Below are 25,172 nucleotides of genomic sequence, written 5' to 3' on the forward strand. Positions count from 1 at the left end.
ACTTTACTGACAGGCAGTGTGTGAACCTGACGCTTTGTGAAAGATGAACGGTATGGCTTCGTATTTGCCTTATAAAGGTAGAAAAAACAAAAAAATTGCAGACTCAGACCCTAATTTATGACTCAACGATTTGAATTACTTCAAAATTTGGACCAGTCGGACGACCTGGATGATTTTGAACAAGCTATTCCATTAATGTCGGAAGAGGAAGAGAAGGAACTAACTGAAGCCGAAATTCCTGATAGTCTCCCCATTCTTCCCCTTAAAAACACCGTTTTATTTCCTGGTGTAGTGGTCCCAATCACAGTGGGACGTGACCGCTCCCTATCCCTGGTAAAAGAAGCCTATGAAGGCGACAAAATTATTGGTGTTGTTACCCAGAAAAACGAAGATATTGAAGAGCCCGAATATAAAGACCTTCACACCGTAGGTACGGTGGCTCAGATTCTCAAGCTCATCAAAATGCCCGACGGCAGCAAGAGTATTGTGATTCAGGGCAAGTCAAATTTTCAGGTAAAGGATTTCACCCAAAGTGAACCCTACTTCAAAGCTGATGTAGAGCCTTTTCCCAAAGAAATGGATATTCAGGGACTGGAGCTTGACGCTTCCGTACGGAATATCAAAGAAACGGCGACCAAGATTATCAACATGTCGCCCAACATCCCATCTGAGGCTTCTATTGCAGTCAATAATATCAACAGCCCTACTTTTCTGCTGAATTTCATTTCATCAAACCTGAATGTTTCGGTAAATGAGAAACAGGAGTTGCTTGAAATACGCAAGTTTTCCGATAACCTGGATAAGGTGATGGAATTTCTGGAGAAAGAAATCCAGGTGCTTGATATGAGTGAGAAAATCCGCACCAAGGTGAAATCGGATATTGATGACCAACAACGAGAGTTCTACCTGCGCCAGCAGATGAAAGCCATTCAGGAAGAGCTGGGTGAAGATGCTGAAAAGCAGGACATTGAAAAACTGCGTGAAAAACTGGCTAAAAAAGATCTTCCTGAAGAGGCTAAAGAAACAGCCGAAAAAGAGCTGCAACGTTTGGAAATGACGCCCAATGCCTCGCCAAACTACGGCATCATCTATAGCTACATTGAATGGATTTTAGATCTCCCCTGGAATGAATATTCCGAAGACAAGCTGGATCTTGGCTATGCCCGCAAAGTATTGGACGAAGATCACTACGGACTGGAAAAAGTTAAAAAGCGTATTGTTGAATACCTGGCCGTCCTGAAACTGAAGCAGGATATGAAAGCGCCTATTCTTTGCTTTTATGGCCCTCCGGGTGTTGGTAAAACATCGCTGGGTAAATCTATTGCCCGCGCGCTGAACCGTGAATTTGAGCGCTTCAGTCTTGGTGGTATCCGGGACGAAGCCGAGGTTCGCGGTCACCGAAGAACGTATATCGGTGCCCTGCCTGGACGTATTATTCGTTCCATGAAGAAAGCTGGAAAAGGCAACCCAGTCATCATGCTGGATGAGATTGACAAAGTTGGCGCAGATTACCGTGGCGACCCTACCTCTGCCCTGCTTGAGGTGCTTGATCCCGAGCAAAACGACAGTTTCACAGACAATTACCTGGAGCTGGAATATGATCTTTCCAAAGTGATGTTTATCGCCACAGCGAATTCGCTGGATACCATTCCGGCTCCGCTGAAAGATCGTATGGAGATCATCAACATCAGCGGGTATACGCTTGAAGAGAAAACGCAGATTGCCAAGAAGTACCTCATCCCTAAACAAATTAAAGAAAACGGGCTGAAAGAAGAGCAAATCTCGTTTACCGACGATGCTATTGAGCGACTTATTGACCGCTACACCCGCGAATCAGGCGTACGTAACCTGGAGCGACAAATTGCTGGTGTATGCCGTGGTGTAGCTGCCAAGATTGCCTCTGACGAAATCGAAGACTTTGACGTGGACGACGAACATGTTGAAGAATTTCTGGGTAAGCGCAAATACTTCAGCGATGCAGCCGAACGCACAACCGTGCCCGGCGTAGCTACTGGTATGGCCTGGACGCCTTACGGCGGCGACATCCTCTTTATTGAGGCCAGCGTTTCCAAAGGTTCCGGTAAGTTAAATATTACCGGTCAGCTGGGTGATGTGATGAAAGAATCGGCCATGCTTGCCGTCTCGTATCTGAAGGCACATTCTGACAAATTTGGTATCCCTGAAGAAGCCTTTAAATATTGGGATCTCCACGTACACGTTCCTGCCGGAGCGGTACCGAAAGATGGTCCTTCTGCCGGGGTGTCCCTGATGTCGGCCATTGCTTCCATCTTTACGCAGCGTAAAGTGAAAGGCACTATCGCGATGACGGGTGAAATTACCCTGCGCGGACTGGTACTGCCTGTGGGCGGTATCAAGGAAAAAGTGCTGGCTGCCAAACGTGCCGGTATCAAGAAAGTGCTACTGCCTAAGAAGAATGAGAAAGACGTGGATGACATCGAAGAAGATGTACTCGGCGACTTGAAAGTGCAGTATCTCGAGCGTATGGATCCGCTGCTGGATATTGTACTGGAAGATGAACCCGAGGCTGATCCGCAGAAATTCTTCAGCGTCAGCGAAGCACACAAAGCTTCCGTATCCGGTAAAAACGGCCGAGCCGATGATTCGGTAGAAGTCGTAAGCCGCGACGATGATAAAGACAACAACCCCCGGGTTCCCAATAAATAACCGGGTGGGTTCAGCCAATTTATTGAATAATCGAGATTCTAAGGCGGACAGTTTTGTCCGTCTTTTTTTATTATTACTGATTTAACGGATTGTAATTTTTTTACTCATTTTTCAGTTGAACCAAGATCTTTAGGATAAGATTGATTTACAGGATTTTCACAAATCCTGTTCATCCTAAAATCCTGGAAATCATGGTTCAAAATGGAAAAATTGGCATCTCAACTGGTGAAGCTTTCCTCCAGCTCAATAGCCGTTGGTTACAGGACCCTAACCCTGTCCCTTCTGCTCCCTTTTTTGATATTAGATTCTTTGGCCCCGCCGCAGGGCAAGGGGACGCTTTTGTGACATCAATAACTACTTCGCAAATCGATAGTCGCTAATCGGTCACTCGACAATCTGTTGGAAATGGCTTTCTGTACTAATAAGTGGATAATACACTTTCCGGTTGAACCAGGATTTACAGAATGAATTGATTTCCTTGATTTTCACGAATCATGGTCATCCTCTAATCCTGTAAATCTTGATTCAAAATGGAGGATTGATGCTGCCACTTATGAAGCCATAAACCGTCTCGATACCTGTTTGTAATTATTTAACTTTGATCTTCCTTACTGAAAGTATAGATAGCCTATTCGAAACTTCAGCTACCTAATTTTTCTCCATTTTATTCATCATTTATCCTATAACACAAACCATTATTAGAAATAATTATATGAATTATACTTTACCATCTATTGTAGTAACTACTTCTTTTGTGTATATATATCTCAGTGATACCCTAATATGGAGTCAAAAGCTTTAGGTGTCATTCACATCTTATAACAATTATCAATAAATAAAATGAGGTAATACAATGGGTACAACAGAGGTAAATGAACATACAATTGCTGATTATTCTAACGGCGACGTTTTCCTGCGCTTAGACGGCTCCGGGGTTACGAATTTTATGCCGGATGGCGGAGGAGAAGTTAATTGCCAGGTCACAGCCGGACCATGGGAGAAGTTTAAACTCGCAAAAGGTTCGGATGGCTACTATACGATTGAGTCTATTGCGTTTCCGGGTGTTTTCCTGCGGATGGATGGAAGGAATGTATCAGAGGCTAATCCTACCGGAGGAGTGGTAAACTGTCAATTTGGTGCCGGACCCTGGGAAAAATTCAAATTAACCACTCATCAGTATGGGTATTCTATTGAGTCAGTTGCGTTTCCCGGAGTTTTTCTTCGTATGAATAGCGATAATTGCGAAAAAAACTCAGCTCCTGGTTGTGGACAAGTTAACTGCAGCTGGGGTACCAGCACAACTACTCCAATAAGGGAGTGGTTTATCATTGCCCCGCCAGTTCAACTCAGTAAAACCGGTACCTAATCATTAATGTTAACATGGAGAACAAGCTTAAAAACTCTTTTTAAAAACTTGTTCTCCATTTCTTTTCTTACATACATCTGCAAAACTCCTTCGCATGCTCTTCCAACTCAACCCACGGGAAATACGTGATGGGAAACCCCGGCTTTTTAATGAATTCTTTTCTGTAAATGAGTGATGTGGCTTTCCACACCGAGAGCTGGTTTTCACTTGATATGCGATAGATCGATGGACCGATGTTCGATGGACAATTTTTTTAATCCTGTTCATCCTGAAAATCATGGTTCAGAATGAAAGAATTTATGCAGGAAGCGGTGAGACCATGCAGCAATCTAAAGCAGTATTTTTAAAGAGATTTTATAGTATATGATGCAACCTGGTTTCATCATTATCCGTAGTTCTTCCGGTACTAAAATTCCTTCAATAATTTCAAATGAGTATCGGTATGGATAATAATCAAACACCCGGATCGATTCCTTTATTAGGAATGATTGCAGCACCAGGACTGGCCTTAATCCTGGGAATTATATTGATCTATTTTACAGAGGTGTCCTGGGGATTTGCTCCAGGCGGAATAGGTTATTCTATTATTTTAGGAGCGTTGGGAGGTATCCTGATGTATCTCCTTTTGGCCGGCTTTAGCAGACTTCCCGTCGCAGAGTCGTTTGGGGAAACGGTAGCCCAACTTCGTCCTATATTTAAAGATATAAAAGTTTCCCATGTATTGATTCTGTCACTCACGGCTGGCATCGGTGAAGAGGTTTTATTCCGGGGATTTATCCAAACGTGGCTTTCTGGGTTTATAGGGATTGAGCTGGCTATTTTAGCCGGGGCTATCGGGTTTGGCATGCTTCACTTTGCTTCTATAGGTTATTTCTTGATGACTACCCTGATAGGCGTAGTACTTGGAATTGTCTATCATCTTTCCGGGAGTTTATTATTAGTGATGACCTGGCACAGCATCTACGATGCAATTGCCATCTGGGTAATCAGCCGGTACCCGGAACTGGTTGGGATAAAGCCATAGAAAGAACCGAATTGAATATCGGATAGTGAAAATTAAAGTCAACTTTACGGATTGTATAACGGGATATTACTTACAGAGGAAATGCTCTTCTTTAATCTCATCTGCCCTATACGTTTAATGTATTTTACAAAAGTTCTCAAGTCCATTTCATTTTATTATTTTGGTGAAGCTTTTTCCCGTAAAAGAGCATAACCAGAATTTAATCTACTGCCATGATGAAAAGAGAATCACTGAACCTCAGAATGAAAATCAGTTCGCTTTTTTTACAATTCATAGGAGGATTATTTCTCATGGCATTGATAGCTCCTCCGATCATGGCTCAAGGCGGGGATCAGATGTTGGATGGAATCGGAGAAACGGCTCTGATTGTCCGGTACACTTTACAAGAAGACCTAAGAGATGCCTCCCGAAATAATTTACATGCCAACATTCAGGGAGGCTATGATTTCGTAAGTGACAGCCTGTTCAATTCTGTACTTACTATATCAGACGAAGATGAAACCTACATCACCCTACCGGGTGAAGCCCTTGAAGGCCTGCAATCACTCAGTATCTCGGGATGGATATTGCCCCAAGCTAACCACAATGTACAGCCCCTGTTTGATTTTGGTACCAGTCCCGACTCCCGTTTTTCTGCTATTTCTTCAGGAACTGGATCAGATGACGGTTTTAAAACTCAGATCTTTACTGAATCTGACAGCTATTCATTGAGTGCTCCCTCTCTGGAATTAAATCAGTGGAATCATCTCGCCATGGTTATCGACGTACCCGCAAAAACCTTCAGCTTATATATTAATGGTGAGCTGGCCGATGAAGTGTCCGGGATGAGATTAGAGCTGGACGATCTGTTTGGAAGGGCAAAAGAGAATAAACTATACATCGGCAAATCACTATCTGAAGAAAAAGCACATTTAACTGCCCGGTTATATGATTTCAGGATTTATAGTATACCACTTTCAGACGAGCAGGTTAGCACCATACGAACCAATGCTTTAAGGGCTGGGCAAGAAGAAGCCGAACAGAGAGAAGAAACAGCTCAAAGTCTTCCTGAATTTCCCGATTCCACCCCGCAATTGTATACTGAATACCTGATGGATATCGCTGACATTGAAGTGGAAACCGTGGTTGGCCATCTGCCCCGCTTACCACGCTTCCTGAAGGGCACTTATCGTAATGATATCAATGGACCAGAAGTAAGAGTAATCTGGCCGGCTCCGGAAGACAACAGTCAGGTACAGAGTCCGGGCACCTATACGGTTACTGGACATGTACCGGGAACAGATCTTCGGCCACAAGCCACCATCACCATAAAAGATAAGGAAGCACCATCACCCCCCAAGCGAAAGCTTGAGCCCTTTAGCCTAAGCCATGTAACCTTGAACAGGGATTCGAGGGGAAACCGGACTAAATTCATGGAAAACCGTGATAAGTTTGTCAATGGTCTGGCTCATACCAACCCAGACAGATTTCTCTACATGTTTCGGGATGCTTTCGGGCAAGAGCAACCTGAAGGCGCAGAAGCCCTAAATGGCTGGGACAGCCAGGAAACCAAACTACGCGGTCATGCCAGCGGGCACTACCTCTCGGCCATTGCACAGGCCTATGCCAGTGTGGGTTATGATCCCTCCCTCAAGGCCGAGTTTGCCGACAAGATGGAGTACATGGTGAATACGCTGTATGAATTATCTCAGTTATCCGGGAAACCCAAAAACCCCGGAGGAGAATACGTATCCGACCCTACAGCTGTGCCCCCGGGCCCCGGTAAGGAAAAGTATAACTCCGACCTGAGTAAGGAAGGTATCCGGACAGATTACTGGAACTGGGGCGAAGGTTTTATCAGTGCCTATCCTCCCGATCAGTTTATCATGCTGGAACACGGAGCCACCTACGGAACGGATGAAAACCAAATCTGGGCGCCCTATTACACCTTGCATAAGATTTTTGCGGGCTTGATGGATATTCATGAAGTCACCGGCAATGAAAAGGCACTGGAAATAGTGACTGGAATGGGAGACTGGGTTCACGCCCGACTGAGTAAACTTCCTCAAGATACCCTCCTGAGCATGTGGAACCGGTATATAGCCGGTGAATTTGGGGGAATGAACGAAGCCATGGCCCGGCTGTATCGGCTCACGGGTGAATCTAAGTATCTTGAAACCGCTCGTATATTTGATAACATACAAATGTTTTACGGGGATGCAGATCATTCCCACGGCCTGGCCAGGAATGTGGATACTTTTCGAAGTTTACACGCCAACCAGCACATACCCCAGGTTATGGGCGCACTTGAAATCTACCGGGATTCCGATGCCCCGGAGTATTACCGGATTGCTGACAATTTCTGGCATAAAGTCACCGGTGATTATATGTATAGTATCGGAGGTGTAGCGGGCGCACGTCATCCAAATAATGGCGAGTGTTTTGTAGCCCAACCGGCAACGCTGTATGAAAACGGCTTTTCAGCCGGTGGACAAAATGAAACTTGTGCCACCTATAACATGCTTAAATTAACACGGAGCCTGTTTTTCTTTAATCCTGATGCAGAACTCATGGATTACTATGAGCGCGGACTGTATAATCACATCCTCGCTTCCGTGGCAGAAAACAGTCCTGCAAACACCTATCACGTACTTTTAAGACCAGGTTCCATCAAACGATTCAGCAATGACGACATGAGCGGTTTTACCTGTTGCAACGGCACGGCTCTTGAAAGCAGCACTAAACTCCAAAACTCGATTTATTTTAAGAGTATTGATGATCAGGCCTTATATGTAAACTTGTTTATCCCTTCTACCCTGGAATGGACAGCAAAAGATATCACTATTACCCAGGAAACAGCTTTTCCCAAAGCAGACCGAACCAAACTAATTATTGGAGGAAACGGCCGCTTTGATCTCAACATACGCATCCCAAAATGGGCCTCGGAAGGCATTTCAGTATGGATTAACGGGGAGCAACAACAGGTAGACGCCGTACCCGAAAGCTATCTTAGATTGAGTCGAAGCTGGGAAGATGGAGATACGATTGAACTTCAGTTGCCCTTCCATTTTTACCTGGAACCGGTGATGGATCAACAAAACATAGCCAGTTTGTTTTATGGCCCCGTACTACTTGCTGCCCAGGAATCCGAGGCAAAGAATGAATGGCGCAAGGTGACGCTGGATGCAGAGGATATCAGCCGATCCATATCAGGCGATCCTGCGCAGTTGGAGTTTACCATTGATGGAATTAAGTATAAGCCTTTTTATGAGACCTACGGGCGCCATTCGGTGTACCTAGATGTGAATTTGGAGTGATTATAGGCATAGCTGGTTTATACTAATTCATCCTAAGGCAACCGCCGAAGATCCAGGAAAATGCGAAATCACGTTCGCTGTATAAGTACCTGTTTGATATCTGAAGTGTATCAGACGATGAACTTACCAGCTAGTTTGAAACCATTGTATAACCAAAGTTGATTGCTGCCTTTCTGAATATATTCTTACTAGGTGAAAAACCTACGTCTGCATCACCCCGGTTTTAAACTCCGGGATATCAGGATTCAAATTAGCACAGGCAATGGATTTGGAAATACGCTGCCGTGTTTCCGTTGGGTTGATGATACCATCCACCCATAAACGAGCCGCCGCATACCGCACATCGGTTTGCGTGTCGTAGCGGTCGCTGATTTCTTTCATGATTTCCTGCTGTTCTTCCTCGCTCACTTCTTTGCCCTTTTTCTTCATAGCAGCTACCTGAATCTGCATCAGGGTTTTGGAAGCGGAGGCCCCGCTCATTACGGCAATTTTTGCCGTTGGCCAGGCATACATAAAACGCGGATCGTAGGCACGTCCGCACATGGCATAATTACCCGCGCCATAACTGTTGCCCACCACAATGGTGATTTTGGGCACCGTGCTGTTACTCACCGCATTCACCATCTTTGCCCCGTCTTTGATGATACCGCCATGTTCACTTCGCTTGCCAATCATAAAGCCGGTCACATCCTGCAAAAAGATGATCGGAATTTTCTTTTGATTACAATTCATGATAAAACGTGCGGCTTTATCTGCACTGTCGGAATAGATGACCCCGCCAATTTGCATCTCGCCCTGCTTGGTTCGGTTCACGGTGCGCTGGTTAGCTACAATTCCCACGCTCCAGCCATCGATGCGGGCATAACCGGTAATCAGGGTTTGGCCATAGCCTTTCTTGAATTCGGTAAAGGTGTCAGCATCTACAATACAATCCAGCAGCTCATACATGTCGTACGGACTGGTACGCGATTCCGGCAATATATCAAATACATCCGCAGGTGGACGTTTGGGATCTTTCGCTTCTTTTCTGTTGAACCCGGCCGTTTCATACGGTCCCAGTTTATCCACCAAATCCCGGATGGTTTCCAGTGCCTCGTCGTCGTCTTCCATTTTATAATCTGTCACCCCCGAAATTTCGGTGTGAGTCGTGGCTCCGCCCAGCGTTTCATTGTCCACATTTTCACCAATGGCTGCTTTTACCAAGTAACTTCCCGCTAAAAATACACTTCCCGTACCATCTACAATCAACGCTTCATCGCTCATGATGGGCAAATATGCACCGCCTGCCACGCAACTCCCCATAATGGCTGCAATCTGCGGAATGCCTTTGGCAGAAATCACGGCGTTATTGCGGAACATCCGGCCAAAGTGTTCTTTATCCGGAAAGATTTCATCCTGCATCGGCAAATACACCCCGGCTGAATCCACCAGGTAAATGAGAGGGATGTGATTTTCGATGGCTATTTCCTGTGCGCGCAAATTCTTTTTTGCAGTGATGGGAAACCAGGCTCCGGCCTTCACGGTGGCATCATTGGCAACAATCATACAATCACGTCCACTAACCTTGCCAACTCCCGTTACCACTCCGCCAGAAGGACATCCGCCTTCCTCTTCGTACATCTCATAGCCTGCCCAAAGTCCCAGTTCAAAAAAGTCAGAATCCGGGTCTGTCAGCTTTTCAATGCGTTCACGGGCAGTAAGTTTTCCTTTACTGTGCTGTTTCTCAATGCGTTTCTCGCCGCCTCCTTTTTTTATGGCTGATTCAGTATCATTTAATTCCTCAATCAACTCGTGCAGCCATTGCTTGGTAGCGCTTCCAGATGTAGTGCTCATAAACCGAATTTTTGTCTTAATAATAGTTTGATGAAATGCTGCGTTGAAAATAGGCATTATATTTTATGATTAAAGCCCGATATTACAACAATTAAAAAAATCAGTTTTATGCAGAAATCATTTTTCGTATTCCTTCTTCTTTTCGGGATTTCCGTTTCCGCCTTTGCCCAGCGAATCTCGTATCCCCAGCTGGTGCAGCGTACAGAGCGCCCAACTTTCTTTATTGATGATTTGAGCCTGCCTGGAGAAAATGGTAAGACCAACCTTGTTTTCACCTTCCGGTTTAACAATAATTTCATTCCTTTTCGAAAGCTGCCGGTTCAGCATACTTTCAATGCTCCTGAGGATGCCGGCTTCTACTCTACCCTTCGGCTAAACACTGAAATTTTTGAGGGTAAATTAAAACGCCGGGGCGAACCAGCCGTTAATTCTGTTTCCCGGGATGTATGGGCTGATACGGTGTATACATCTACTTTTGAGGAAACTCAATCAGCTGATCAATATGCCTCCGGGGTGTTAAGCGTAAATTTGGATCCAGGGAACTACCATTACATCTTTCAGCTCAGCATGTTGCAAGAAAAAAATGAGCGCAGCACTCAGCGCCGAAACATCAAGATTGAAAATCTGCGAGAAAAGGAAACCGGAGAAGTTTACTTGTTGAAAAAAGTAGAAAACCGGGATATCGAACTGAATCTTCAGCTCATGAATATGGCGGATAATGTGCCCTTCGGAGACGATTTCACCACTCTCATCCGCATTCCGGAATACGAAGAGGGAGCTGAATACCAGCTTAAAATCAATCGGGCACGCGAGGTTCGGGACGATACTACCACCGGGGCTGAAATCTACACCTACTCACTCAAACCGGCTGAAATACACGCACAATCAACGGTAAAACTGGCATCCTCTGAAGAACCAAGTCTGTCGCTTACCAAAGGTAATCATCCCTACACGTACGCTTTGGTTTCTGTACCGGGTAGTACACTTGAGAATGCCTTTTACCAAATGACTCTTCACAAAAACGGTTCTGAAGATGCATTGGCAACCGGCTATTTCCGCTCTTATTGGCCTGATATGCCTGCCAGCCTTTACAACCTCAACATTGCAATCGAGCACCTGAAGTTCATTGCCAGCGAGAAACAAATCGAGCAAATAGATAAAGGGAACCGAAAGGAAAAGGAAGAAAAATTCCGGGCATTCTGGGGACAGCGTGATCCCACTCCTAATACCGTATATAATGAACTGATGGCCGAATACTATCGCCGCATTGATTACGCCTTTAAAGAATTTGGGTCCCAGGAAAACCCAATGGGACATGAAAGTGATCAGGGCGAAGTGTATATCAAATTCGGTCCGCCAAACAGTAAAGAACGCGTTTTCCCTCCCGGTGGCACCACCCGGGAAGTCTGGAAGTATCCCAACCGATCTTTTGTGTTTGAAGCCACCACCGGTTTCGGCGATTTTAAACTGGTGGGTACTAAATAATCCATTCCCTACACACCTTAGATCTTTTCAAGTTGTACTTGAAAAGCCTAAGTCACAGAAGGCTTAGCCTTCACTTACTTTTTCTTTCGAGGTACAACCTCGAAAGATCCGGAACTGTGATAGGTATGATTTGTATGTGATGTACTTTGATGATCTTAATCCATTCTATCACAGCATATCAGCACCATCACAGGCATCACAGTTTTACTCTTTGGCGGACTTATAGCCCAACCTCAGGCAACCATTTTTCCCCTGGCACCACCCGGGCGGAGGTTTGGGGCTGTTTGAACCTATTATCCTCCGGACTGCGCCAGCTACCGCTGTCTTATCCGGGGCTACCTATCTGTTGATCCTACGGATCAATTATGCGTTCCAGCGGAACATATGGTAGGAAGAACAAACATAAAGACAGGAAATAAATTTTCGCCCCCATGATTGTGTTGAGATTTCTCCTTGGCGAAAATTGGTAAAATATCTATCAAAAGATTAATCCTGTACATCAAACAAATCCTCTTAATCCCGGTTCAAAAACTAATCTAATCCGCCAAATGTCCGTAATACGCGATTTGTAAAGCGATGGTAATAGAAGGCTTAGCCTTCACATGCTATTACTTTCGAGGTACAACCTCGAAAGATCCGGGGAAACCCAAAATAATTTCCCCCCTTCCCCGTCTATAAATTTGTAATTATTAGCTGTACCTTTTGTGCACTATGATCAAGAAAAACATTCCACGCATTGCTGTTTCCATTGGAGATTTCAATGGCATCGGACCCGAAATTGTACTAAAAGCACTTGGACAGGCTGAACTGAATGAGGCCACACCGGTGATTCTGACCCTAAAATCTGTAATGGACTTTTATGATGATTTTAGATCACCCCAACAAGAACTGCATATTGCAGAAAAAGCCGATGAAATTGAAAACGGACACCTGAATCTGCTGCAGATTGGTGGGGACGTAATTGAAATCACACCAGGTACCCAAACCGAACAAAGCGGGCGTGTGGCCATGAAAGCCATTGAGAAAGGCATTGAACTTTGCCTGGATAAAACGACAGACGCCCTGGTTACGGCCCCTATCTCTAAAGAAGCCGTGAATATGGCGGGCTATCATATACCGGGACACACAGAATTTTTGGCCGAAAAGACCTCTACTAAAAATGTCTTGATGATGCTGGTGAGTGGAAATCTCAGGGTTGCGTTAGTGACAGCCCATACTCCGATCAAGGATGTCTCGGAGGAAATTACGGCCCAGTTGATTCGAACTAAAATAGGTCTTCTGCATGAAAGTTTACGAAAGGATTTTGGGATTGATAATCCGCGAATAGCTGTTTTTGGGCTGAATCCGCATGCGGGCGATGGCGGTGTGATTGGGACTGAAGAAGTGGAGTTGATTGGTCCTTTGGTACAAGCTTTACGGCATGAAGGTATGGGGGCAGACGGCCCCTTCCCTGCCGATGGCTTTTTTGGGCAACAATTGCATAAAGAATATGATGCCATACTGGCGATGTACCATGACCAGGGACTGGCACCTTTTAAATTATTATCGTTTGGCCGGGGCGTGAATTTTACCGCCGGACTTCCTATCATCCGCACTTCGCCAGACCACGGCACCGCTTTTGATATTGCCGGAAAAGGAAAAGCCAACCCGTCATCATTTACAGAAGCCTGGAACCTGGCCATCGAACTCGCAAATAAGAAGCTACGTGAGCACTAAAAAAGCCAACATTTATTCGGTATTAGCCCATTTGTACGACACGCTGATGGAAGATGTGGATTACGAAATGTGGGCAGACTTCATCGATGAAGTCATTCTTACCCATCATCCAAAACCCGATGAGGTGTTGGAGCTTGCCTGTGGTACCGGGGCTATCTCTCTGAACCTGGCCAGGTTTGATGAATATCACCTAACGGCTACCGACCAATCGCTGGCTATGATTCAGGAAGGACGCAGAAAAGCGAAAGTCAATCAGCTGGATGTAGAATTCCGAACCATGGATTTCCGGAATATTCATTCCGATCATCCTTTCGACATCATTTTTTCGGTATTTGACAGCGTAAATTACCTGCATTCCAAAGAAGAGATCATGGATATGCTGATGGGCTGTTATAAGATTTTAAATCCCGGCGGCTTGCTCATTTTTGATTTTTCCACCCCGCAAAATTCCCTGGAGGCCGTGGATTACCTGAACAATGAAGAGGGTATGGCCGGAAAATATCGCTATTTCCGGGAAAGCCGGTACGAACCGGACACTCATTTTCACTTTAATGAATTTGATATTGAAGAACTGGGCGAAGACCGAAAAACAGTGATCAATCGCTACAAAGAAGTCCATAAACAGCGCATTTATACCCTTCAGGAAATGCTGTCAATTGTGGAACAAACCCCCTATCATCAAGTGGCTGCTTATGAAGGTTTTGACCTGATTCCAGCTAACGACAAAAGCACACGTGTAACCATGGTACTCCGATGGCAGAAACAGCAGTAATTGAACTTAAGGACGTCACCTTACAGTTCGGTAAAAGTAAAATTCTTGATAACGTAGATTTCAAACTCTATAACGGTGAGTTTGCCTACCTGATTGGCCCAACCGGCATTGGCAAAAGCTCTTTTCTTAAGCTCTTATATCGTGATGTATTACCGGAACGCGGAACCGTTCGGGTTACGGAGTATCCCGTGAATAAGATCAGCGAACGTGAAGTGCCCATGCTGAGACGGCGACTCGGCATCATCTTCCAGGATTTTCAACTGCTTGAAGACCGTAATGTACATGACAACGTCGCCTTTTCCCTGCAAGTAACCGGCGAAAAACCCCGCTTTATCAAACAGCGTGTGCTGGAAGTTTTGACGATGGTAGGCTTGAGTCACCGTCGTAAACACATGCCGCGTGATCTTTCCGGCGGTGAACAGCAACGCGTGGTCATAGCCCGTGCTTTGGCCAATGAGCCGCGCATCTTACTGGCTGATGAACCTACCGGGAACCTTGATCCCAAAGCCACCAAAGAAATTATGGAGCTGCTAAAATCCATCAACAACCGTGGTATGGCCGTATTGATGGTGACCCACGATTATGCCGTTGTTAAAAAATACCCCGCCCGTACGGTACGTATGGTCAATGGCAAAACGCAGGACTTGGTGTGGAAAGGCGAAAAGCTGGTACCGGCGAAGTGATTTAAGATTCAAGATTAAAAATTGAAGATTGGTGTGGGTTTAAGAATTCAGAACCCGGGATTTGGAATAATTTTGAATGCTAAATTTTAAATGTTGAATTAACCCCGCTTATCTGGCTAGTATTCAATTCATAATTCAACATTTATAATCCATAATTTCACATCTTTAATTTTTGGCCTCGTTCCACATGTTCAGCGTTGGAACGTGCGGTTGGCTTCCTCTATAGATGGTTTGTGAGGCAGGAGATTGGGAACCAGCCTTCACATATTAGCAAAGCTAAGCCCTTTACCACAAACACCCTCCGCCGGTTTTGGCAAGCCAAAACTAAGGCACCTTCCTCAAGGAAGGACTCATCCGTAATGGAATTCATCTTGCCTTGCCTAATCTAACATAATACCTTTTAAACCCCTCAGGAGAAGTCTCTCCTCGAGGAGAGTTCGATCAATTCAATGAGTTCTTGAATTGATCGTGAGAGGTGTTGGCGCCAAAGCCTGTCCCCGCTTTCTCAATTTTTGATTCAAATACAAAACACCCGAACTTACTTTCATCCTCCGCCGCAACATGCCTATCTTGCCATGTTCAATCTTTAATCTTGAATTTTTAATCTTCAATCCCCCAACGTGCTGAAGCAGCAGAAAATAACCGAGCAAATCCGAGCCCATGCCCTACAGCTGGGTTTTGATGCCTGTGGGTTTGCCCAGGCGCAGCATTTGCCGCAGGAAGCTCGGCGATTGGAAGAATGGCTCACCCAGAATCGCAATGGCGAAATGGGCTGGATGGAAAATCACTTTGAAAAGCGCGTAGACCCTACCCTGCTGGTGCCTGGCTCCAAGACCGTGGTTTCGGTATTGGCCAGTTATCATCACCCCAAACACAACGAACAAATTGGAGTGACCGACCGGCCGTTAATCTCGAAATACGCGCAGGGACGTGATTATCACAAAGTGCTTAAAAAAAAGCTGAAGCACCTGTTCCAGTTTACTGAAGAGCTGTTGGGCGGATTGGAAGGCCGCATCTTCACCGACTCGGCCCCGGTATTAGATAAAGTATGGGCGCAGCGGGCCGGGCTTGGCTGGATTGGCAAAAACTCCAACCTGCTAAATAAAAACATCGGCTCTTTCTTTTTTATCGGGGAAATGATTATCGATGCCGAGTTAAGCTACGATACGCCCGTCACCGACCACTGCGGCTCGTGTACACGCTGCCTGGATGCCTGTCCCACCGACGCCATCTACGAACCCTATCGCGTGGATGCGACCAAGTGCATCTCCTATCTTACCATTGAGTTGAAGGAGCAGATGGAAGAAGAGCTGCAATCCAAAGTACAGAATTGGCTTTACGGCTGTGATATCTGCCAGGATGTATGCCCCTGGAACAGCAAATCCATTCTGGCCAGCTTCACCGACTTACATCCCCGCGAGTATGTCACCGATCATGACCTGGAATACTGGAAAAACCTCACCCCTGACCAATATAACGATATTTTTGAAGGTAGTGCCATCCGCCGGGCGAAGTTTGATAAGTTTAGTTCGAATGTGGATGTGGTGGCCCGGAATTTGGAAAGGAAATTTTAAATTTTGGATTATGAATTTTGAATGGCCTTTTACCTCGTTCCACATGCTCTGAGTTGGAACCTAATGAGTTTTTCCATTTCATCTGCCGCTTTTCAACCATTTGTTTTTCATGGATATTTTTCGCAAAATCTGATATACGACTTCAATTAGAACGGAGTAACTGTTATGGCCGCCAAAATGAAAATAATAATCATCTCCTTCCTTCTTCTTTTGATGATTGGATGCCAAGGCAACAAGGGAACCAATGATTTCGACTTTGAGAAAGACACACCTCAATGGCTAAAAGCAGAGATTGATTCTATTTCATTGAACAGTTACTACCAAGTAATCAAAGTGTACCGATATACCTGGAAAGGAGACTTTGTCTATCATTTTGAAATCCCCATTAGTTCATGTGTATTCTGTGATTTGTATGATCAAAATGGCTCAAAGCTGACCTTCAATGATGATAAATTGTTTGAGGATTTTCTGGAAAATAAACATGATAAGGTGTTGATTTGGCAGAGGAAATAAGATTCACTGAATCTCAGAGTTGACTTCTGTAAACTTTTTTACACTTTATTCTTCTCAGCTTTCCGGGATGTTATCATCCATCCAGCGCTTAAAATCATCCACCCTGTTTCGGCTTACTAATATGGAATCATCATCACATTGTGCCAGGGTTATTTTTAGCCGGCTGTTAGAATAGATAAGCACATCTTGTATCGCCTCAATGGAAGCGATATACTGACGATTGAGCCGAAAGAACTTCCGTGGATTCAAAACTTCCTCCAGGTCACTCAATGCATAATCCACGATATAATTCTTTTTAGCTACAGTATGCAGGTAGGTAGCTTTATCCTGGCTGTAAATATATAGCACCTCCTCTGTTTTGATACTCTTAATCACCTCCCCCAACTTCACCATAAAACGGGACTTATATTTCTTTTGGGTACTTTGCAGTAATGCCTGGATGGTTTCAGCAGAAATAGACGAAGCCTGACGTTTTTCCACTTGCTGCATGGCATGCTTCAGTTCTTCAGGATCTACCGGTTTTAACAGGTAATCAATGGAATTCAACTTAAAAGCACGAATAGCAAACTGGTCGTATGCGGTGATAAAGATAAGCGGCGCCTCTACGGATACTTGATCAAAAATTTTGAAACTCAACCCGTCAGCCAACTGGATATCACATAACACCAAATCCGGTTTCGAGTTCGACTGAAACCATTCCACCGCTTTCCCAATACTTTCAATCGGCCCCAATACCATGGCCTCCGGTTTAATTTTACCAATTAATCGCTTGATGTGCTTTGCCGCAGGAGCTTCATCTTCAATGATCAGGATGTTCATTTTTCAACAACAGGTTTGTACCGTTTTAAATCAACTTCAACATATGCAATTTACCCTTTATTATCCTCGTACAGTGTATTGGTTTGATTATTTCATGTGGCGACATTTTAAAATAGGTAATAACGCGTTTACCGGTTTTTACTCCCTGTCAGAGCGGGAGCCTTGTATAAAGATGGACGGACGGGCAACAAAGCCCGCCTAAGAACACCCCGAAAGGGGTTTCACATGAATAGCCCCCGGTGAAATCCACTGCGTGGATGCAACCGGGGGATCAGATACCGAACACCGCAGAACCCTGAACAGGGTTCAACTCCAAAGCCACATTGTTTAACCCCCATTCGGGGGTTGCTTGTTTGTGTCAATGGCACCCTGAGCGCTGGCTCAGGGCTACCTCATTCTGTTTCCAGAATGGTTAGACACCTGTCGGTGTCTGCAATTGCCGCCATTTTTGTTTTCTTACCTACGATTTTGCTGAATCTTTGAAACAAAAAATTTAACTGGTAAACGCGTTAGATAATAGTGATTGTATAGTTTTCCTTTACAACTCATGAAATTCATTTTTTGAAGAAGACCCTGAAAGGGTCAAACCTCAATAGCCCAGGGTAAGACTGTGTAGACTTTCCCGCTTGTGGGAAGTAAACAGGCGCAACCCGGGGTTGAAAAAACCAAAAAAGAAGCTTCGCCCCATAGTTGGAGAAGTTGATAGTGTTAAACGAAGCTTTGGCAAACAATCCTCCAAAGCCATTTTTGCTAACCGATTCTATGCATTCATAGCTCAACACTACCTATGACAGATTTAAAGACAAAAGTGGTTTTTTCAAAAATCTTCCCAGTGCCGGTCAATTACTAACTTCCAACAAAGGAAGCCCGACCCTAAACGCTGCATCATCAGTAGTAATCAATATCTTTTTATCACTTAGCTGTTCATACCGCTTCTCGATATTTGTTAACCCAATGCCCTTGCTTTCCATCTTCGCAACTTTTTTGGGTTGATAAGTATTGGTTACCATCAGGGAGTCATTTTCCCTCCGAATAGAAATATGCAGCGGCTTCTCAGCGCTAAACGTATTGTGTTTGATAGCATTTTCGAGCAGCAGCTGAATAGAAAGTGGTGGTAAAAAGCGTTTATGGGTGTTGTCTACATCAATTTCATACATCAGGCTATCCTCAAAACGAATTTTTTGCAAACTCAGGTAATCACGGGCAAATCCCAGCTCTTTCTCTATTTCTATCAGCTCCTCGTACTGTACATCCAACAGGTAGCGGTAGATCTGTGAAAGCTTACGGATGAACAAGGCCGATTTGTCGGCATCTTCATACACCAGGTTTGATAAGGCATTGAGAGAGTTAAACAAGAAATGCGGATTCAACTGTTGAACCAGCGCCCGGTACCGGTTCTCAACCAATTCTGTTTTCAGCTGCTCGGATTCAACCTCTGACTTCTTCCACTCCACCAACCACGAGCGGGCAATAAAAACAGATATGATCACCAGCGCTATCCCCACACTGTAAAATGTATCCGGGAATATCATGGACCATCTGAATTCCTGCACACTGAAATGGGCATTCCCCATAAAGTTGTAGAGGCTCAACAAGAAGGCACTGGTTAGAAAGGCATAGAACAAATACGTAACCGTAGTTAACAGCAGACGCCTTGCGGGATGAGTGAGCCAGGAAATCCGTTGCTCAAAATAATGATCCACCCAAAACCCGCCCGCACTCAATGCAGCACTCATGGCAAAAGAGAGCAAAAAGTGGCGGACAAATGGTTGTATTCCTTCCATCCCCCAGGGACCATTCAATTGAATAAACACTGAAATCACTAAAGCAATGGATGCATTCAGCACAATAAATCGTGGCGCAGATCTAAAGAGCGATATTTGTTGGTCTGATTGTGTTTCCATGCGATGGTCTTCAGTAGTTTTTAGCTCCCTGCCGGGTATTAAGTTTTTTTTGATGTTCAAAAGGGCTCTGCTCGTATTCATTGGCCCTCCTAAAATAAACGATTTGGAAAAATAAGAAGCTGGATAAAATTGAATTCGATATTCGAGAATCGTATTCCTGCGTTATCTTGTACATCCAGCTCCAGATTTGGGAAATAGCGCAGGTTGGTGCGCAGTATAAACCATTGCAGTCGGTTGGGACGTATATCCCACCCAAAAGTAAGTCCGTAACCGAGCCGGGTATCGCTTGTATTAATCCGCCGGCCTTGTCGGTTATTCTCTTCCTTGAAAGAAAGCTGCTCGAGGGTAATCACCGGCCCTACAAAAGGCACAAAGCCATGATAATCGAACAAACCTTTAGTAAATTCGATACCCGCAGAACGCCTTTGCAGATTCTGTTGAATACCGTAGGTAAATATTTCCCTGGAATAGCCACGGTATAAAGCACTGATGCTCAGGTCTGGCCGGTGTAAATAATAGCCCAGGACCACATCGGGCATCAGCGAAGTTCCATAATTGGGAATAAAGGGGTGATTAGTAGAGTTGTGCGATGACTGACCCAGCCACCACGCAGATGACAAAGCCGCCCCGGCATAAAAACCGTTTAATGCCCCCCGTTGCCCAATCGTTTCGTCAGGGCTTGGGTTTCGCCCGACTGCCAGTCTTTCTCCGCACTTAAAGTGGTATCAAAGATATACCGGTAGGAAAAAGAAAAAGAAAGCGGCGGAGTTTCAATCGTGGTTTTCTCTGAGGCACTGATGTGATAGGAGATCTCATTGTTATACTTATAAGTGAGTCCCAATTCCAACAGGTGGCTCCCCCTGTTATATGTGAGTCCAGCCAGTACGGGTAATCGGACATAACTTTTATCAGGACCAAAAGTATCTCCCCGTCTACTGTTATCCTGGGAGTAGAAATATGGAAATAATGAGGTCCCCACATATGGGCGTATTTTTTTCTCTTCAATGCGCCAGGGATATATTTTCATTCCTGTTTCCACACCCGGACTGTTGGTGATCTCCTGCCCACTCCTCTGCATGGTAGGATTAGATAAAGGGATTGCGATATAAAAATCGGCATGACCCCAGAAATGCGTCCCGCCAATGATAACACGCGGGGCAAAAGACGGCTCCAGGGAAAGTTGTTCAATATTTCCCGATGCATTGATAAAGGAAGTAGTGCCTCCCCGGGAACTGTACAAATCCAAACCAACCAGCGTTTGCGCAAAACGGTGACGGCTCTGCTGCTCTACATACACTTGTCCCACAGCTATCCCATTGCAGCATGTCGCCGTTGTTAGAAATAAAATGGTGGTTTTTAGTTTCATCATAATCAATACATGTTAGTCGGCATTTCTGCGTACATCTCCTATCGCAGAAGCCATTTTCACAAAGTAGTATGCGAATGAAGTCAACTATCCATAGCCCCCGACTTCAGTCGGGGGTATAAAAAGAATAAGACCAAGCTTCGCCCCACCGGTGAAAGAGATAACTATGTTTTACGAAGCTTTGGCTACCGGAGTCCCAATAGGACTAATTGCCCAACCCTCGACAAGCTTCCATACTAAAACAACCTTTGAATCTCGGGTTACTATCTTTAGGTGGTTGATTACCCAGGGGTTGCACCCGCTTATGCGGCTTTACCCTGGGCTATTCAAATGTGAACCTTTCAGGGTCATTATTTTACCATGGGTTGCATACATTTTATTTAAGATCTCATTAATCAATACTCACATCGCAGCAACTTTCCCGCAGGCCCCTTCCATCTGTTCGGCCATATCATTGCCCCAGGCCGGCATTAACGCATTGCTGTCGGATCGGCCGGAGGCTTCTTTGGCAAATAGCTGTTGGGCCTGACTTACCATGCCGCAGGCATCAGTCGGTTTCTGTCCCATAAACTGGGCCATTCCATACTGCATGCGAGCCAGCATAATCAGGGCCCTGGGGTTATCTTCATCCATGTGCAGAGCTTTTTGAAAAGTGCCCATTACCCGGGGTGAAAGACTTTGTCCACGTGTAGCCGGTGAGGCATTCAGTTTACCCATCAGGATGTACCCTTTTAGGGCCACCAGCTCGGCATTGTTCTTGGAAAGCTCCATCGCCTGGTCGGCATATTTCTCCGCTTCATCAAACCAGGCATCAATTTTCGAGACATCCCCCTCACTCCGGTAGCCGATGTTGGCGTAGCTCAGGGATGCATAATACAGAGGCAGCCATTCCTCCGAATGCATCTTGGATATTCTTAAAAAAGCATTGGCTGAGGCTTGCAAATCCATAATGCTTTCGGCTGCATGCATGTTGTTGATTTGTTCTGTCATTGCCTCCTTGTAGGTCTCAGGATTATCCAATGCAGCCCAAAAAAGGGTACTTGCTAAAACAAACGAAGTTAAGAGTATTTTTTTCATGATCATGATGTTGTGAATGCGTGATTAAAGGTTGTTTAACTGGTTGGCGTTCTTGTCGCCGGAAAAGGTGATGAAGACCCCGAGCATAATAAACCGGGGAGCCGTCTGACGAATAGGGATGGCATCAAAGCCACCACCGGGTTCCTGAGACGGGCTGAAATCATAGCCAAAAATGTTATCCCGGCCCGGAATGTTAGAGCTTGCCACATGAATGATAATGTTCGGTCTGGGCAGATAGCTCCAGCTCAGACTCAGGTTGGCAAAAGGCTTGGTCCGGGCATTCATCTCACCCGGCTGGTTAGGGTTGGTGTAGGTATAGCCATCATTGACATTCAGCGATATCCCCAATTGCGATTTCAACGGACTGATAAATTTCTTAACCACTGCCGAGCCATTGTGCCGGGGCGCAAAGGACGGCTGCACCCTTTCTGAAAAACCGGCGTACTTGCGCTGGCTGTCAATGAAACTGTAACTCACCCAGTATTCCATCCCGGAAAAGGTAGTCTGATCCCTGAACAACATATCTAATCCTCTGGCAAAACCGTCGCCATCCTGACGGATATTTTCATACCGGAATCGCTGCCCTTCGTACTGCAACAGGTTCTCATAGTTTTTATGAAACAGTTCCACCCGGAAGGTTCGGTTACTTTTGCTCAGCAGATAATTCACAATCACGTGCTGCGACTTCTGCTGTTTGAGGTTCGGCTGAAGTGCCCTGAAAACCGGCTGCGGTGACTGGCTAAACCACCCTCCGGCCATAGAAATCTGTCCGTTATTTCCGGGCAAATTAAAGGCAAAAGAGCCCCTGGGCTGCAACCAGCTTTGGTTGGCCCGGGAGCTATGCCCTGCTCTTAACCCGCCCCGTACCACCAGCGAATTGGAGATGGTGAAATCGGCTTCGGCAAAGGCGTGATATTGGTAATCCGTATAGTGCCTGCGCACATCCTCCGTTCGGTAATCCTCCTCGTAATCCGTGATGGTAGATTCTAACCCGGTTTTAATAGAGAACCGGTCAGTAAAAATCTTGTCGGCCACCAGCTTGCCATGATAGAGCTGATGACGAGTATCAAAATTAAAGTCTTCAATCAGGTAATCGTCCCGGTTATCAGAAAAAGACAAACCGCCCCGCAGGATCACATCCGAAAGCAAAAAGCGTCCCGAGGTCTGGGCGTAGGTGTAGGTATTATCGAGTTCAATTAATTCGGTTTGCGTGCCCAACCCCTCATCACTCCAAAGCGACATCCCTCCACGTTCCGTGTACACATAGCCTTTCACCATGTGATTGCTGCCCAGTTTATGACGTAGTGAGAGTTCACCATCCAGTCCGTAGGGACTTCGTTCCCAGTCAAAATTTTGGGGAATGATGAGGTGATAGGGCTTCAGGTCCAGAATGTTTGCAGAGGCGATGAGACTGGTGTTTTCCCACACCTGGGTATGATCGATGCCCCCTCCTACGGTCATCAGGCTGATATCGGTTTGGGTGCGCAGCGGGATATCCACTGTTTTCAGGGCGAGGATGGATGAAAGAGCCTGCCCGTATTCGGCCGAGTAGCCACCGGTGCTAAAAAAGGATCCCTTGAATAAATTGGGATTGAAACGCGTACGGGCGGGTACATTGGGAGCTGTGCTTCCGAAGGCATTGCCGACTTTTAGTCCATCGATGAAAATAGCTGTTTCGGAGGCATCGCCGCCGCGGACAAACAGGCGTCCATCGTTGCCCACCGTGCTGGTGCCCGGCAAGGTTTGGAAAGCGCCCACGATATCGCCCATGGCCGCCGGCGTAGTCACCACATCGATGGGCTTAAGGACCACGGCGCGGCTTTCGTCGGAGGCTTCCATCACCCCGGCCGTGATGGATATGGCCTGCAGGGAAGACACCTTCTCCTCCACCACGATGTCGTAGTGTGGGGCCGGGTTGTCGAGATCAATTTCGGTTTTGAAAAGCTTGAAACCCAGGGCCTGTACCACCAAGATGTACGTGCCGGATCGGCGGGTTTTAAAACGGAAGGTGCCATCCGCATCCGAGGATGTGCCCTCATAGGTGGATTCCAGGTAGATATTGGCGGCGGCCACCGGCTCGCCTTTGGTGTCTGTTACCGATCCGCTAATTTGCTTCGGGGAGAGTGAAGCAACCTGCAACAACAAAAAAATGGAAAAGACGATAGCCACGGTGCCGGTGTTTTAGGGTTAATCATTTCACGGGAAATAATAACCGTTATAACCTACTGTGAAAACTTTTAGCTACTGAAGTCTCTTATGGAAGTGATGAAGTGTGGTATGTGGGGATGGGGTGTTTTTTGGGGTTTATATTTACCCTAGTTATCCGGATTCGAGTTTTTAGTATAAGTCCATGCATTATCCCACAAATCCTACCATGAAGCTGGAGCTTCACACTGAGGTTCCCAAGCAGGAGCTTGGGAACCAGTCCAAATATTCAATAAACTTTTTTTCTACCTATTTATATGAACGTTTTTATTGAACTTTTTGACTATTAAATACCCCTAACCAATAAATATTAATGAAATTGAGGAATCTTTGATATACATTTGCGGGAGATGAAATGTTCATCAATAATATGTTAGCTTCCTTAAATGACTTAACCAATTACATTCATGAAATTAAAAAGAGACATGGAGTTAGTCTTCGAAATTTTAAAGAAGATTGTTGATTCAGATCATGAAGACATCTATTGCAGACCTATAAGATTGGATGGTTATCAACCTGAAGAAATTGGATATCATTTATATCTAATGGATCAAGCTGGCCTGTTAGAAGCAAATGTGCAGGAAACGACAGTGGGACCATTGTATGAAGCCACCTTCTTTGTTGAAATGAAATGGGATGGTTATGAATTTTTAGAGGCACTCCAAAATGATTCTGTTTTCGAAAAATTCAAAGCTGTTTTAAAAGAAAAAGGGGGAAATATACCCTTTAAGATTGCAGAAGAACTATTGTTAAAACTTTCTTCAACCTATTTTCTCAATGGGGTATAAGTAAGCTAATAAGCTTTTCAAGCCGACTCGGACGCGGTTCGGGGCTTCAATCTTAAATCCCAAACT

General features: G+C 45.3%; 18 protein-coding genes. 11 read left to right on the top strand and 7 right to left on the bottom strand.

The features are described 5' to 3' along the window. The first annotated feature begins 117 nt into the window (after nt 1-117). The 4 genes from lon (at nt 118) to FN815_RS09710 (ending at nt 8,371) form a co-directional block, all read left to right on the top strand. On the top strand, nt 118-2,685 hold the full coding sequence (gene lon, locus FN815_RS09695) for an endopeptidase La (protein WP_142454428.1): 2,568 nt from the start codon (nt 118-120) through the stop codon (nt 2,683-2,685). Between the two features lie 853 nt (nt 2,686-3,538). Beyond that, nucleotides 3,539-4,051, top strand: a complete 513-nt coding sequence (locus tag FN815_RS09700) for a fascin domain-containing protein (RefSeq protein WP_142454429.1) — start codon at nt 3,539-3,541, stop codon at nt 4,049-4,051. Between the two features lie 442 nt (nt 4,052-4,493). Then, nucleotides 4,494-5,075 (top strand): CPBP family intramembrane glutamic endopeptidase, encoded by a 582-nt coding sequence (locus tag FN815_RS09705; RefSeq protein ID WP_185957245.1) that lies wholly within the window; start codon nt 4,494-4,496, stop codon nt 5,073-5,075. Between the two features lie 212 nt (nt 5,076-5,287). Then, nucleotides 5,288-8,371, top strand: coding sequence for a beta-L-arabinofuranosidase domain-containing protein (locus FN815_RS09710; RefSeq protein WP_221930296.1), 3,084 nt, complete (start codon nt 5,288-5,290; stop codon nt 8,369-8,371). Nucleotides 8,372-8,572: 201 nt separating this feature from the next. Here the strand turns inward: FN815_RS09710 and FN815_RS09715 are convergent, their stop codons facing one another. Next, nucleotides 8,573-10,204 carry an acyl-CoA carboxylase subunit beta gene (locus tag FN815_RS09715; RefSeq protein ID WP_142454431.1) on the bottom strand — a complete coding sequence of 544 codons (1,632 nt, stop codon included), beginning with the start codon at nt 10,202-10,204 and terminating at the stop codon, nt 8,573-8,575. A gap of 108 nt (nt 10,205-10,312) precedes the next feature. On the opposite strand from FN815_RS09715, the gene FN815_RS09720 reads away from it, so the two are divergent. The 6 genes from FN815_RS09720 (at nt 10,313) to FN815_RS09745 (ending at nt 16,947) form a co-directional block, all read left to right on the top strand. After that, nucleotides 10,313-11,689: a GWxTD domain-containing protein gene (locus FN815_RS09720; protein ID WP_142454432.1), complete on the top strand. Its 1,377-nt coding sequence runs from the start codon at nt 10,313-10,315 to the stop codon at nt 11,687-11,689. A 711-nt stretch (nt 11,690-12,400) separates the two neighbouring features. Then, the gene (gene pdxA / locus FN815_RS09725) at nt 12,401-13,405 is read left to right on the top strand and encodes a 4-hydroxythreonine-4-phosphate dehydrogenase PdxA (RefSeq protein WP_142454433.1); all 1,005 of its coding nucleotides are present in this window, start codon (nt 12,401-12,403) and stop codon (nt 13,403-13,405) included. Further along, the gene (locus FN815_RS09730; RefSeq protein WP_142454434.1) at nt 13,395-14,177 is read left to right on the top strand and encodes a class I SAM-dependent DNA methyltransferase; all 783 of its coding nucleotides are present in this window, start codon (nt 13,395-13,397) and stop codon (nt 14,175-14,177) included. Before pdxA ends, FN815_RS09730 begins: the two co-directional genes overlap by 11 nt. Continuing rightward, complete coding sequence (gene ftsE / locus FN815_RS09735) at nt 14,159-14,860, top strand: cell division ATP-binding protein FtsE (RefSeq protein ID WP_142454435.1); 702 nt, start codon at nt 14,159-14,161, stop codon at nt 14,858-14,860. Before FN815_RS09730 ends, ftsE begins: the two co-directional genes overlap by 19 nt. Before the next feature lie 620 nt (nt 14,861-15,480). Continuing rightward, on the top strand, nt 15,481-16,434 hold the full coding sequence (gene queG, locus FN815_RS09740; protein ID WP_142454436.1) for a tRNA epoxyqueuosine(34) reductase QueG: 954 nt from the start codon (nt 15,481-15,483) through the stop codon (nt 16,432-16,434). A 177-nt stretch (nt 16,435-16,611) separates the two neighbouring features. Then, nucleotides 16,612-16,947, top strand: a complete 336-nt coding sequence (locus FN815_RS09745) for a hypothetical protein (protein ID WP_185957246.1) — start codon at nt 16,612-16,614, stop codon at nt 16,945-16,947. Nucleotides 16,948-17,001: 54 nt separating this feature from the next. On the opposite strand, the gene FN815_RS09750 is transcribed toward FN815_RS09745, so the two are convergent. From FN815_RS09750 to FN815_RS09775, 6 genes are all read right to left on the bottom strand, one after another. Then, nucleotides 17,002-17,766, bottom strand: a complete 765-nt coding sequence (locus FN815_RS09750; protein WP_142454438.1) for a LytR/AlgR family response regulator transcription factor — start codon at nt 17,764-17,766, stop codon at nt 17,002-17,004. A gap of 839 nt (nt 17,767-18,605) precedes the next feature. Further along, nucleotides 18,606-19,751, bottom strand: a complete 1,146-nt coding sequence (locus FN815_RS09755) for a sensor histidine kinase (protein ID WP_221930297.1) — start codon at nt 19,749-19,751, stop codon at nt 18,606-18,608. Between the two features lie 8 nt (nt 19,752-19,759). After that, a complete protein-coding gene (locus tag FN815_RS09760) occupies nt 19,760-20,290 on the bottom strand; it encodes a hypothetical protein (protein ID WP_142454439.1) in 531 nt (176 codons plus the stop codon). A gap of 23 nt (nt 20,291-20,313) precedes the next feature. Beyond that, on the bottom strand, nt 20,314-21,039 hold the full coding sequence (locus FN815_RS09765) for a hypothetical protein (protein WP_142454440.1): 726 nt from the start codon (nt 21,037-21,039) through the stop codon (nt 20,314-20,316). A 399-nt stretch (nt 21,040-21,438) separates the two neighbouring features. Then, entirely contained in the window at nt 21,439-22,113 is a 675-nt protein-coding gene (locus FN815_RS09770) for a tetratricopeptide repeat protein (protein WP_142454441.1), read from the bottom strand. A 24-nt stretch (nt 22,114-22,137) separates the two neighbouring features. Beyond that, a complete protein-coding gene (locus FN815_RS09775; RefSeq protein ID WP_142454442.1) occupies nt 22,138-24,282 on the bottom strand; it encodes a TonB-dependent receptor in 2,145 nt (714 codons plus the stop codon). Between the two features lie 443 nt (nt 24,283-24,725). On the opposite strand from FN815_RS09775, the gene FN815_RS09780 reads away from it, so the two are divergent. Then, complete coding sequence (locus tag FN815_RS09780) at nt 24,726-25,106, top strand: DUF2513 domain-containing protein (RefSeq protein ID WP_142454443.1); 381 nt, start codon at nt 24,726-24,728, stop codon at nt 25,104-25,106. The last annotated feature ends 66 nt before the right edge of the window (nt 25,107-25,172 follow it).

Origin of the sequence: Gracilimonas mengyeensis (assembly GCF_900182705.1) — a bacterium.
In the GTDB taxonomy this organism is placed as follows: Bacteria; Bacteroidota; Rhodothermia; order Balneolales; family Balneolaceae; genus Gracilimonas; species Gracilimonas mengyeensis.